The sequence below is a fragment of the Staphylococcus sp. GDB9P120P genome, assembly GCF_017893435.1.
GTDB lineage: Bacteria > Bacillota > Bacilli > Staphylococcales > Staphylococcaceae > Staphylococcus > Staphylococcus cohnii.
The window spans coordinates 29,504-41,654 of sequence record NZ_JAESNB010000002.1; the positions used below are offsets into that span (position 1 = coordinate 29,504).

The 12,151-nt window shown below is 32.6% G+C and carries 14 protein-coding genes and 1 pseudogene; 4 read left to right on the forward strand and 11 right to left on the reverse strand.

The features are described 5' to 3' along the window. Positions 1 to 155 precede the first annotated feature (155 nt). The 5 genes and pseudogenes from KA856_RS00190 to KA856_RS00210 form a co-directional block, all read right to left on the reverse strand. Positions 156 to 473, reverse strand: a complete 318-nt coding sequence (locus KA856_RS00190; protein ID WP_107384196.1) for a YflT domain-containing protein — start codon at positions 471 to 473, stop codon at positions 156 to 158. A 57-nt stretch (positions 474 to 530) separates the two neighbouring features. Next, a complete protein-coding gene (locus KA856_RS00195) occupies positions 531 to 929 on the reverse strand; it encodes a hypothetical protein (RefSeq protein ID WP_107385864.1) in 399 nt (132 codons plus the stop codon). A gap of 206 nt (positions 930 to 1,135) precedes the next feature. Continuing rightward, positions 1,136 to 1,603 carry a nucleoside deaminase gene (locus tag KA856_RS00200; RefSeq protein WP_107385863.1) on the reverse strand — a complete coding sequence of 156 codons (468 nt, stop codon included), beginning with the start codon at positions 1,601 to 1,603 and terminating at the stop codon, positions 1,136 to 1,138. 72 nt (positions 1,604 to 1,675) lie between these two features. Then, complete coding sequence (locus tag KA856_RS00205) at positions 1,676 to 2,260, reverse strand: phosphatase PAP2 family protein (RefSeq protein ID WP_107385862.1); 585 nt, start codon at positions 2,258 to 2,260, stop codon at positions 1,676 to 1,678. After that, positions 2,257 to 2,971: pseudogene (locus KA856_RS00210) on the reverse strand (FtsW/RodA/SpoVE family cell cycle protein). Before KA856_RS00210 ends, KA856_RS00205 begins: the two are co-directional and overlap by 4 nt. Before the next feature lie 321 nt (positions 2,972 to 3,292). Between KA856_RS00210 and KA856_RS00215 the strand changes: the two are divergent. Continuing rightward, the gene (locus KA856_RS00215; RefSeq protein WP_107384192.1) at positions 3,293 to 3,901 is read left to right on the forward strand and encodes a class I SAM-dependent methyltransferase; all 609 of its coding nucleotides are present in this window, start codon (positions 3,293 to 3,295) and stop codon (positions 3,899 to 3,901) included. Between the two features lie 175 nt (positions 3,902 to 4,076). Here KA856_RS00215 and KA856_RS00220 read toward each other — a convergent pair whose 3' ends face one another. Then, positions 4,077 to 4,208: a beta-class phenol-soluble modulin gene (locus KA856_RS00220; RefSeq protein WP_046207113.1), complete on the reverse strand. Its 132-nt coding sequence runs from the start codon at positions 4,206 to 4,208 to the stop codon at positions 4,077 to 4,079. A 384-nt stretch (positions 4,209 to 4,592) separates the two neighbouring features. Between KA856_RS00220 and solA the strand changes: the two genes are divergently transcribed. From solA to KA856_RS00235, 3 genes are all read left to right on the forward strand, one after another. Continuing rightward, positions 4,593 to 5,777, forward strand: coding sequence for an N-methyl-L-tryptophan oxidase (gene solA / locus KA856_RS00225; protein WP_107385861.1), 1,185 nt, complete (start codon positions 4,593 to 4,595; stop codon positions 5,775 to 5,777). 2 nt (positions 5,778 to 5,779) lie between these two features. Next, entirely contained in the window at positions 5,780 to 6,913 is a 1,134-nt protein-coding gene (locus tag KA856_RS00230) for a M20 family metallopeptidase (RefSeq protein WP_107385860.1), read from the forward strand. A 94-nt stretch (positions 6,914 to 7,007) separates the two neighbouring features. Then, entirely contained in the window at positions 7,008 to 7,868 is an 861-nt protein-coding gene (locus KA856_RS00235) for a LysR family transcriptional regulator (RefSeq protein ID WP_107385859.1), read from the forward strand. A gap of 78 nt (positions 7,869 to 7,946) precedes the next feature. Here the strand turns inward: KA856_RS00235 and add are convergent, their stop codons facing one another. The 5 genes from add to KA856_RS00260 all read right to left on the reverse strand — a co-directional run bounded on the left by add (position 7,947) and on the right by KA856_RS00260 (position 12,151). Then, positions 7,947 to 8,924: an adenosine deaminase gene (gene add, locus KA856_RS00240; RefSeq protein ID WP_107384188.1), complete on the reverse strand. Its 978-nt coding sequence runs from the start codon at positions 8,922 to 8,924 to the stop codon at positions 7,947 to 7,949. Between the two features lie 258 nt (positions 8,925 to 9,182). After that, positions 9,183 to 9,383: a hypothetical protein gene (locus tag KA856_RS00245; RefSeq protein ID WP_107384187.1), complete on the reverse strand. Its 201-nt coding sequence runs from the start codon at positions 9,381 to 9,383 to the stop codon at positions 9,183 to 9,185. Positions 9,384 to 9,415: 32 nt separating this feature from the next. Beyond that, complete coding sequence (gene cysC / locus KA856_RS00250) at positions 9,416 to 10,024, reverse strand: adenylyl-sulfate kinase (protein WP_107384186.1); 609 nt, start codon at positions 10,022 to 10,024, stop codon at positions 9,416 to 9,418. A gap of 18 nt (positions 10,025 to 10,042) precedes the next feature. Beyond that, a complete protein-coding gene (gene sat, locus KA856_RS00255) occupies positions 10,043 to 11,224 on the reverse strand; it encodes a sulfate adenylyltransferase (RefSeq protein WP_107385858.1) in 1,182 nt (393 codons plus the stop codon). Positions 11,225 to 11,245: 21 nt separating this feature from the next. Beyond that, positions 11,246 to 12,151, reverse strand: coding sequence for a sulfite exporter TauE/SafE family protein (locus KA856_RS00260; protein ID WP_019469811.1), 906 nt, complete (start codon positions 12,149 to 12,151; stop codon positions 11,246 to 11,248).

Genomic DNA, 12,151 nt, shown 5'->3' on the forward strand with positions numbered 1-12,151 from the left:
TGACGTTTTTTGTTTACGCTTAAGCGCATCATTGTTCAAAGCATTTATATCAACTTTATCTTCATTCAACTCAATGTTCAGAGCATTCAAAACATGAACTACATAGGCATTTTGTTTACTTAAAATCCTGAAGCGATATAGTTCATCTAAATATTTTACAATAACCCTCTAACTCTTACATCAGTGACGATTAAATAAACTTTGCCGTCATCCATATCACTTTTAAAAGTAGCGATTTCACTTTCATCTACACCTAAATCAATCAACTTTCTTTTCAAAGCTTCTCTCTCAGAATCATTTTCTTTTTTAATATCTATACCTAAAATATTCGTATCTTCTACAATTTTTTCTGTTCGAGATTTATCTAAGGATAATACGTAAATGTCCTGATTACCTATACCTTTATCTTGTAATGCAGTAACATCCACTTCTAACTCACTATCATTCTTATAAGCTTTAACTACTGGTTTCATAAGAAAGTCCTCCTCTTAAAATATCCGTCATCATTTTTCATGGATACACATTAACCATTACGCTTTAGACTGAATCATTAAATGATCGAAGCGTTCCTTTGTCATATAAAAATACGTATTTTCTAAAATTTTATCAAATAAGTCTTCTCTTTCATCGTCTTCAGCTAAGCTAAAGTTAGTTTCAACAACTTCCTGATCTGCTTCGTCGACAAAAATAACCTGTTCACTTTTTACATCTAACGTCTTACGATTATAAATAAGCTCTAAATGATTATGTTTACGGTGAATTGCTTCAATGTTGTCAATTTTATATGCGCTCTGAATAAAATCTATCACTCGCTTCTCTCTATAACGTTTATGCTTTTGAGCTTTAAAATCTTTAGCAAAACTTTGTTTCACTAGTAAATAAATAATAATGATTACAGCTAGAATTAAAAGAAAAATTAACGTACTCATCTAATTGTCCCCCTTATCAAAAACACCTTAGTTGTGTTATTACGATATTATGCATAATTTTCCCATTCTGTATATTCTTAAACATGACAAATGCTTTTATCACAACCATCAAAGCTTTTCAATTTATAAGCATTTAAAGACAAAAAATGCTAAAAAACATAAAACCCCTCAGCAGTTTGGCTACTGGAGGGGTTTCATACTTCTACTTATTGTTGATGATAACGAATTTGCAATTTTTTAATTTTAGATGACACTGCTTCAAAAGGTCCTTCAACATGAGCATCTCTAATTACACTTTCAATAGGTAAATTTTTAAAAGGGGCAGGCGCAACATTGATGGCTTCCAACCATTGACTCAATTGTTTTGAGGAACTCGCATATACAATTTTATCTAAACCAACGAGTGCGTGTGCAGTTGCGCACATTGGACAATGTTCTCCGGAAGTAAAAACAATAGTATGCTTTCTTTCGTCAGGAGTAAGATGGGTTGCTGCCCATTTTGCGATAGCAATTTCTGGGTGTTCAGTCGCATCACCACTACTGATTCTATTATAATCTTCAAATAAAACATTACCCTCAATATCCACTAAAAGTGAGCCAAAAGGTTCATTCCCATAATTTAATGCTTCCTCAGCAAGTTCGACTGTCCTGTTTAAATATTTTTCATAATTCAATCAAATGACTCCCTTCATCATTCCATGTATGAATCAATAAATAATTTATAGATTAGCATTTAGCTTAACAAATCATTCGATTTTATCTAGTTTTTCGCTTGCATGATTATTGTAATTAAGTGATTGAATCATAACTGAAATCACTAATAAACTTCCCATAGTATCAGTAAAATAATGCGCGCCCACATAAATACGGGATACTATAATTGAAGCCACTAAAATAATGGCTATACAATATAATGTTTTATTCCTTTTTATTAATAAAATTAGGCTCACTAATATACATACACTTAAAACATGCATGCTGGGAAAACTATATCCGTCAAAATGTTCGGATGGTCTCGACCGTTGAATGACATATTTCATAAAAGTACCTATTAAAAATACTGAAAAGCACCAAAAGCCATACCACAAAAATTTAAATTTATGATAGAAAAACAAAACAGCCAAAACACATAATGTTAAAATCAAACAAATTTTAGGGTCAAAAATAGTTGAAACAAAATATAGATATTGTTTTATAACATCTATAGTTAAATATGTATGTAACATGTTATAGATCCCTTGATCTATAGGTTTTGCTATACCTATTGCAATACCAATCAAAATAGCAATAAGCAAAATAACTGGTAGTGTAATTTTTAAAATACGGGTCATTTTAAAGTTTCCTTTCTGTCGTTGTTAATTCTTCTAGCCACTGCTAAAAGTGCGCCAAAAGCTATACTGATACTCAACATAGAAGAACCACCATAACTCAACAAGGGCAAAGTCACACCAGTTAATGGAACAATACTAGATATACCAGCTAAATTAATGAAAACTTGCATAAATATGTAACTGACTACACCAACACAAATCAATTTATAAAATTGATTGTTCGTTTTATTCGCATAAATAAGTCCTTTTATTAAGATATAACCATAAATTATGAGCGTAAATAGCACACCTAGTAGCCCCAATTCTTCTGAAATAACGGTAAATATAAAATCAGTGTGCGGTTCTGGTAAATAACCTAACTTTGCTAGACCATTTCCTAAACATTTACCAGTCAGGCTGCCATTACCAATCGAGGTTAACGCGCTCGTTAACTGATAGCCATCAATTTTTGTACATGCGTGTTTTTAAAAAGTTTATATTTATGCATAATGCAATAAATATAATCACTAAAATACCCACAATCAAAAAGATAAATTGTTTTTTCATAAAATAATTACTTTCAATTGGAACGCCACCAGTTAATGCACCCTTAGATGCTGATACCATACTCGCACTATATATCATGATGACACCTAATATAATAAAACTAATTAGCATCCCGTAATCTAGACCTTTTAACCGCCGCCTAATTACTCTCATATTTTTCTTCATCTCTGCACCTCGTTATAAACGTCCACCACCTAGTAAACCAAATATAACAGCCATACTCAATCAGACTTTAGGCTTACCTAATTTAATATACTATTAGTATATTATGTAATTTTATTTAAATATTTTATCCATACATAAATTGAACAAATATACTTTTTTAAAATAACCATTGATTATCTATAATTTTAAATATTACAAGACAACTTGACGTCATTTAATTGAAAAAAATTTGCCTACTATGCTAAAATCAATTAAAGACTTTACAAATCTATAATAACTCTAAAAATACAAAAAGAAAATCTATTCTAAAGGATGATGAGCTTGAATCAATCTCAATTTAATCAAATAGCACAAAATTATGATAATGACGAAAGAATTAAGTTAGCTAAAACAATCTCTTCCGAATTAAATTTACTGTTTAAAAAAACTACGTATGATTCGTTATTAGATTACGGTGGTGGCACTGGGCTTGTCGCATTCGATATCGCACATCATTTCAATCACATTACTATTTTAGATGCATCACCTAAAATGGCTGAAATATGTAATGCCAAAATTAAATCATTAAATAAAACAAACATTAAAGCCATTGAAGGCGATTTACTAGATCCAAACAAAACAAAACTTCACCAATCATATGATGTGATATTACTCTCACTTGTACTACTTCATAGCGGAAATTACATGGCGTTACTGCAACAATTAGCTACTCAATTAAATCGTAATGGCATACTAATCATAGTAGACTTCGATAAAAATGAAAATGTTAATCACCCGAATATATATAATGGATTCGAACAAAAAGATATCCACAAAGCATTACGTAAAATAGGACTTTCAAATATAAATAGCCATACTTTTTATCAAGGCAAAAATATATTTATGAACAAAGATGCCAGTCTATTTTTAGCATCTGGGCAGTTAACCTAATCTCTCTGAAATGTATAATTATACAAAATATAATGTATATTATTTGTATAGTTATTCAAAAACAAAAGTTACTTTTTTAAATAACTTAACAACAAAAAAACTACTGTTTTCTAACACTTTACGTGTGAAACAGTAGCTTTTTTGTTAAGTATATGTTTATTTAAAAATATGTTTATTAACCAAAGAATCCAGCGATGAAGTCTGCACCTTTAGCTACTACATCCGCAATGCTAGTTCCCATATTTACCCAGTCGTGATCTAAACCTGATTTTACTGCATTTGAAATTGCTTCTACGATACCTGACATAATGTAAGCACTCCTTTAAATTGATTTAATTAGTTATTTAAAAATTACGCGAAAGTGTCAACTAAAGTTTTGATTAATTTAATGATACCACCGATAATATCTGCAATCATCATGTCAATACACCCCTTTACTTGTTTGTGTAATTACATTGTATGCTAATTAATAATTTAAATGTTAAATTTTTCTCAATTCGTATAGTTAAGTTCCTAACTGTCTTAAATTAATAAAAAAAGTACAGTTAGGCAAAATACATACGTATATCGATATCACTTTTAGAGATATCAACCATCTCATTTTGTAATTTTACACTAAGACTAGTTGCTATTAGACTTGAAATAAATACTTGGCAAATATTAAATTTGTTTCAACTAAGGAGAGATGGAAATGAGAAAACATTACGATGTCATCGTTGTCGGTGCCGGTTCTATGGGTATGTCAGCTGGATACTATTTGGCAAAAAGTGGATGGGATACTTTAATGATAGATGCTTTTGACCCACCACATGAAAATGGTAGTCATAGTGGTGACACAAGATTAATAAGGCATGCTTGTGGAGAAGGTTTAGCGTATGTACCTATTGCTTTGAGAGCACAAGAACTTTGGAATGAACTTCAAAAACAAACAAATGAACGGATATTTTTAAATACTGGTGTCATTACTTTTGGCCCAAGCGATTCATTGTTTGTACAAACCGCAATCAATGGTGCTCAACAATATAATCTAAATACTGAAACTTTATCAGCTAAACAAATTAACGACACTTGGCCAGGTATTACAATACCTGATGACCAAATTGGTTGTTATGAACCTGAGGCCGGAGTGCTATTTTCTCAAAACTGTATCCGCGCATTTAAACGACTTGCTTTAAATCATGGTGCTGAATTAAAAACCAATGCGCCAGTCATGAATATTGATATTTTTAATGACTCAGTCGAAGTTCAAACCAATTCCGAAACATTCACCGCAAATAAATTAATTATCACTGGTGGTGCTTGGAATAAAAAAATTTTAGATGATTTAGATTTAAAACTTCAACTCCAACCTTCTAGACAAACGATTGCGTGGTTTGATTCCAACGATATTTTGTATAAGTCAGATGGGTTTCCGGGCTTTTTTGCCGACGTCCCAAGTGGTGTATATTATGGATTCCCTTCTATTGATGGCACTGGTTTAAAAATTGGACGTTACGATAATGGAGACCCTATCGACCCAACTTATTACAATAAATCATTTGGGTCTTATGAAAAAGACGAAAACGATATTAGTGGTTTTTTGAACCAATACATGCAACAAGCGAACGGAAATATTAATGTTGGTAAAACGTGTATGTTTACAAATACATTAGACGAACACTTTGTGATAGATAAACATCCCGAACATGAACATATTGTCGTTGCTGCTGGTTTTTCAGGACATGGCTATAAATTTTCAAGTGCAGTCGGAGAAATATTATATGAATTAACCACTAAAGGTAAATCCAAACAGGATATATCACTGTTTAAAATAACACGTCCAAGTTTACAACCTGAAAATAAAGACAAAGTTTTTAATAAAGCTAGGGGGGTTTGAACATGACACAATCAAATTTAGAATTCTTACAATCTCTCATCAATGTTGATAGCACCAACCCACCTGCTAATGAAAATAACGTTGTAAAACTTTTTAAACAACGGTGTGCGTCTCGAAACATTCCTTTTAACATTACAAATTTAAGTGATAATAGAAGCAATTTTTCAGTAACTTTAAAATCCAAGCAGCCAAACGCTAGCAAACTCATATTATCCGGCCATACCGACACTGTAAAGATAGGTGCACAAAAATGGGATTATGACCCATTTAAAGGTGATATTGATCATGGAAAATTATATGGAAGAGGAACAACAGATATGAAAAGTGGCTTAGCCGCTTTATATCTCGCATTAGAATCTTTAATTGAGGAAAACTGTGAATTAAAGAAAGATATCGAATTTTTAGCCACTGCAGGAGAGGAAGTAGATTCAATAGGTGCGGAACATTACGTCAAAAACACAAATATGGATAATGTCGCTGCTATCATTATAGCTGAACCCACGACTGAGAAAGTTGCAATTGGACATAAGGGCGCATTATGGATAGAAGTCACTTTGACTGGAAAAACTGCACACGGCGCGATGCCAGAACAAGGTATTAATGCAGTTGAAGGCATAAACAAAGTCATTCAATTGATAAATGATTTAAAAGAAGAATGGTCAGAAGAAACTGCAGCATTAGGTAAAAGTAGTATCTCTGCAAATATGGTCAATGGTGGTATTCAAACGAACGTGATACCTGATGAATGTGTATTAAATGTTGATATACGAACAGTTACACCGAATATTCATGACAAACTGTATAAGCAATTTAATCAACGTTTAAACCAGATATTTTCTGATAGGAACGCTCCAAAAGTAAGCACAAAAGTATTGCTTGATCGCGCTACGATTCTAACTGATGAGGACACTGAAATTATTCAAAAAGCCTTAGATACTTCTAAAGAAAATAATATTACTGGAATGGCTTATTACACCGATGGCTCTGTGCTAAACCCTAATAGCAACATTCCTACATTAATTTATGGACCTGGAATAGAAACATTAGCACATCAACCCAACGAATATGTAGAAATAGAAGCATTTGAACGATCTATAGACTTCTTCAAAACTTTAATTAAAAAATATGCAACATAATAAGACTGCCGTCATAGTGACGGCAGTGCTTTTTTTCAGCATAAAAGAAATGGTTTCATGTATAATAGCCTCAAACGAAAAGTCGGGTGATATTATGGAAATCAAAGATTTTAAAATTTTTCAAAGTGTTAGTCAACATCAAAGTATTAGTAAGGCTGCTAAATCACTTAATTATGTGCAATCACATGTTACATTTCGCATAAAACAGTTAGAGCAAGAACTCAACACACAACTTTTTTTACGTCATAATAAAGGTACGACCTTGACGACAGATGGTGAAAAATTCCAAACGTATGTTGAAAAAATTTTAGCTACATTAAATGAAATAGAACGTGATTTTGACAAACAAGCATCATCTAACGGTAAAATTGATATCGGGATTGTCGAAACGATTACTAAATTACCTATGCTATTATCAATGTTTCGGAAAAAATCGCCACAAATTTCTCTATCATTACATACTGATGTTACTGCCAATATTTCTAAAAAAATAGTCAATCAAAACTTGGATTGTGGATTTGTCACAGGCTTCAAACATCATCACAATATAAATAAAGTAGAGTTATTTAAAGAAAAACTTGTGTTAATATCCAGTACAGAAATGACACAATTAGAAGATATAACATCCGCTGTATTTTTGGTGTTTAAAAATGGATGTAATTATAGAAGAAATCTTGAAGCCTGGTTAAAATCCGAAAATATTAAAAAGCCATTACTTGTAGAATTTGGTACGATGGAAACAATTATTGGTAGTGTTAAATCTGGTATCGGTATCAGTTTAGTTCCAAAATCATCCGTACAAAATGACTTAGAAAACGGGTCATTGTATAGTTATCAATTGCCTGATAACTATAGTAATATCTCAACGGATTTTATTTGGAATAAAAATTATCATTTAAGCCCTGCTATGACTCATTTTATTCAAACTATCAAATCTGTTGCGCTTGAATACTAAAAATAAACAGTAGTGTATATTTTTAGTATTATAAAATGTTAATGATTAACGCTTCATATTGTGTAAAGTGTATACGCGTTATGACATTGATTGAAGCACTTGACTTTTTTCTTCTTCGGTTAAAAAGGCATATTGAACTGCACGCTTATTAATGTATTTAATCTGGTTTATATTTATTAACTGATGTTTTAATAACAACGTATATTCTTCATTTAATGAAGTTTGTGTCACCATACGATTATCTGTATTGATAATAAAAGGTATATCGTTTTTTAATAAGTAAGGGATGTTTATTTGTGACAATGTCTCTATAGCTTTGGTTTGCAAATTACTTTTAGGACATATTTCTAACAATACATCCTTCGCTTTAACTTCCTTTAATACAGCTTCATCTAAGTTAGCAGCAACACCATGACCAATACGCTTAGCCCCTATTTTGATCGTTTCTAAAACGTTATGTATACAACCACACTCACCTGCATGGAGTGTTAAATTCATACCTTTTTCTAATCCGTATTGAATAGTATCTTGAATTTCATATGGAGGAAATCCTACTTCAGGCCCCGCAAAATCTATACCACATATTTTTTCGCTATTATATATAGACACATCATCAAATAATTGTTTATTCACAGACGATGCATGCTGCCTCATTGCGCAAATGAGTAAATTCACTTTCATATGCAATGTGTCTTGTATGATATTAACCCCCGCTTCTACAGCTTTTAATACATCTAAAAGCGTCATACCTTGTTCCATATGTAGCAACGGTGCAAAGCGAATCTCTATATATTTAACATTATCCTCATAAGCTTGTTGCGCAACATCTACAATTGCACGCTTTAGGCTATCTGCGGTTTGTAATACTTTTAATACTTCATCAAAACACTTCAAATACGCTTCTAAACTTTCACAATCTTCATGCACCGTAAGACAATCCTCGTTTAAAGGTATGCGTTGTTCTTGTGCCAATTGTCGAATTAAATGTTTACTGACTGAACCATCTAAATGACAATGTAATTCTATTTTAGGAATATCCTTTATACTTTGATCCATTTTGATAAATGTCCCTACCTTTATATTGTATTCATTACGTTTAAAACGCCAATCAGATAAATTTGATTTACTTAATATAACACTTTAATTTTCACTTTACTATAAAACATATAAGTATCATTGATACTGTTTGCTTATCTACAAAACAATATATAATAACGATTGTTAAATAGAAATACACTTATTTAAATATAAAAACAGGGTGAAATCAAACTTGTCATTTGATTTCGTAGCCCTGTTTATCAATGCATATATAATTTATAATTGATGATAATAACCTAGTATTATTAGTGATACACCTATGCCAATAAAACATATTACCATAATTGTGACCATCACTTTCAATTCTACAAAAAAATGTTTTCTACTTTGACCTAAACGCACAAGTAACAATCCGCACGATACTACTAAAATAAATATAATAAATAATATTATGGCAATGATATTTAATATCTCCATTCGATTGCCCCTTCAATTTTTTATTATTAAACTTAAATGTCATCGATATACTGATGTTTTTGTAAATAATCCATAATTTTGGATACTGATGCTTCCACAGAAAGTGTTTCTGTATCTAATGTAATCTCTGGTTGTGTAGGGGCTTCATATGGCGCATTTACGCCAGTAAATTCTGCGATTTCACCACTTCTTACTTTTTTATATAAACCTTTCGGGTCTCTATTTTCACATTCTGATAGACTACATTGCGTATAAACTTCTATAAAATCATCTGTATCTAATAAATGGCGTACTGCTTCTCTATCTGATTTATAAGGAGAGATGAAAGCTGTGACTGTTATCAAACCTGCATCTACCATCAATTTACTAACTTCACCTATACGTCTTATATTTTCTTTACGATCTTCAGGTGAAAATCCTAGATTTCGATTCAATCCATGTCTAACATTATCTCCATCTAAACGATATGTATGGATTTGGTGATTAAACAATGCTTTTTCAAGTTCTACAGATATCGTTGATTTTCCTGAGCCAGAAAGTCCTGTAAACCAAATAACTGCACTCTTATGTTGATTACGCTGTAATCTTTCATCCTTGGTAACCTCTGAAGCATGCCATGTTATATTTTTAGATTCTCCCATTACTACATCTACACTCCTTTATTTCTGTTCTTTCAATCCATTTATAAGGACTTGAGCTACTTCTGGTCTCGAAAATTCTTTCGGTAGCGATTCTCCCTTTTTCAATTTTTCACGAACTTTCGTACCACTTAAATGCAAATGTTCTGAAGCATCATGTGGGCACGTTTTTGCTGTAGCCATATTTTCACACGTTTTACAATAAAAGGCGTGTTCGAATTTTAATATTTGTATACCTAATTCTGCTTCGTATTTAGAAATCAGTTCTTGCGCTTCATAGGTGCCGTAATAATCACCTACGCCTGCATGATCACGTCCAACAATAAAGTGTGTACATCCATAGTTTTTACGTACTGTAGCATGTAATATCGCTTCTCTAGGTCCTGCATATCTCATTGCAGCAGGGTAAATAACTAAACGCGTTTTATTTTCCGGGTAATAATTTTCTAATATAACTTTGTAACTTTCCATACGCACTGATGCTGGAATGTCATCAGATTTTGTTTCACCTACTAAAGGATTCAACAACAAGCCATCCACTGCTTCTAAGGCTGCTTTTTGAATATATTCATGTGCGCGATGTACTGGGTTTCTAGTTTGAAAACCTACCACAGTTTGCCATCCTAAGTCTGTAAAGAGTTGTCTTGTTTCTTTGGGGTCTAGATGATAATCCACAAATTCGTCGTGTTTAGGTCTGTTTAATAAATAAATTGGGCCTGCGAGATACACACCTCCTTTTTCATAGACCTTTTTGACACCAGGATGATCAACATCCGTAGTTCCGTATACAAGTTGCGCTTCTTTTTGTTTGTCATACGTATACTTTTCTTCTAAGTCAATCACACCATATAAAACACCATCTTCACCATACAAGGCAACACGAGAGCCAATATTCAAATTTTGAGATTGTTCTGTTGTCACAGGTAATGTGATTGGGATACTCCAAACCAAACCATTTTCTAAGTGTATGTCTTCTACAACTTTAGAATAATCAGCTTCTTTCATAAATCCTGTCAATGGACTAAATCCACCGATTGCAATTAATTCCAAATCTGATAAACTCCAAGGATTTAATGTGATAGATGCGAGTGTTTCAGCTTCTTTAAGCAATTGTTCTCGCGCTGCACCGTGGACCTCTCTATTGATAAGTGAACCACCATGAGGTTGGATGGTAGATTGTTCTTTTTCGTTTATTAATGACATGTCGTCACACTCCTTAATGAATTAATCTAATTTATTTACATTTGTTTCATCTTTAAAAGTAGCAAACGGTAATTTATTATTTTGGTATAAAGCATACAGAATTAATCCGAACCAAATCACAATCAATGCAATTTTTATTGTGATTGATAAAGCATGATTGATTTCAACGACACTAATCAGTGAATTTGTATTTGTGAAAATAATCAATCCACTCACACAAACAGCTAAAATATTCATCGGTAACAGTCTAACTAACCACGCTGCAAATGGTGCTGCAATCATACCACCGACACTTAATGATACGACAAGCCACCAATTAATTTGGCTCCAGCCAAGAAAAATAATAAAGCTTAGAGACGCAGACACCGTTACGAAAAACTCACTTGCGGATACCGTACCAATCGCATACCTAGGTTCTAATTTCTTTTGAGCAAGTATCAATGGCGTATTGACTGGTCCCCAGCCTCCACCGCCAATTGAATCTAAAAATCCTGCCACTGCACCTTGTGGTATTAACACAAGTCGAGATGTCTTTTCATTCGCTTTCGATAATGGTTTTTCTTTGGTAAATAAAAATTGGTATAAAATATAGAGCCCCATTGATAACAAGAAAATAGCGATAAATGGTTTAATAAAATCACTGTGTATATGACTCAATATAGCAGCACCAATAAATGCTGTTATCGCTCCAGGAATCGCTAATTTGATCATCGTAGGTTTATGTACGTTTTCAAATTTCCAGTGCGACGTTCCTGAGGCAGCTGTAGTAGCAATTTCTGAAAAATGAATTGTTGCTGATACGATTGCTGGCGCCACACCAAATGTCAATAATATCGAAGAAGACGATGCGCCAAACCCCATGCCTAATGAACCATCAATTAACTGAGCGAGAAAACCAGCCAGTGCAAAAACAAATAATTTATACAT

Bases quoted from the DNA above. Each gene is read 5' to 3' on its own strand.
- cysC (WP_107384186.1), bottom strand. From the start codon at position 10,024: ATGGGAGAATCTAAAAATATAACATGGCATGCTTCAGAGGTTACCAAG.
- KA856_RS00195 (WP_107385864.1), bottom strand. From the start codon at position 929: ATGAGTACGTTAATTTTTCTTTTAATTCTAGCTGTAATCATTATTATT.
- KA856_RS00205 (WP_107385862.1), bottom strand. From the start codon at position 2,260: ATGACCCGTATTTTAAAAATTACACTACCAGTTATTTTGCTTATTGCT.
- KA856_RS00260 (WP_019469811.1), bottom strand. From the start codon at position 12,151: ATGTATAAATTATTTGTTTTTGCACTGGCTGGTTTTCTCGCTCAGTTA.
- KA856_RS00230 (WP_107385860.1), top strand. From the start codon at position 5,780: ATGACACAATCAAATTTAGAATTCTTACAATCTCTCATCAATGTTGAT.
- KA856_RS00235 (WP_107385859.1), top strand. From the start codon at position 7,008: ATGGAAATCAAAGATTTTAAAATTTTTCAAAGTGTTAGTCAACATCAA.
- solA (WP_107385861.1), top strand. From the start codon at position 4,593: ATGAGAAAACATTACGATGTCATCGTTGTCGGTGCCGGTTCTATGGGT.
- KA856_RS00245 (WP_107384187.1), bottom strand. From the start codon at position 9,383: ATGGAGATATTAAATATCATTGCCATAATATTATTTATTATATTTATT.
- KA856_RS00220 (WP_046207113.1), bottom strand. From the start codon at position 4,208: ATGTCAGGTATCGTAGAAGCAATTTCAAATGCAGTAAAATCAGGTTTA.
- sat (WP_107385858.1), bottom strand. From the start codon at position 11,224: ATGTCATTAATAAACGAAAAAGAACAATCTACCATCCAACCTCATGGT.
- add (WP_107384188.1), bottom strand. From the start codon at position 8,924: ATGGATCAAAGTATAAAGGATATTCCTAAAATAGAATTACATTGTCAT.
- KA856_RS00190 (WP_107384196.1), bottom strand. From the start codon at position 473: ATGAAACCAGTAGTTAAAGCTTATAAGAATGATAGTGAGTTAGAAGTG.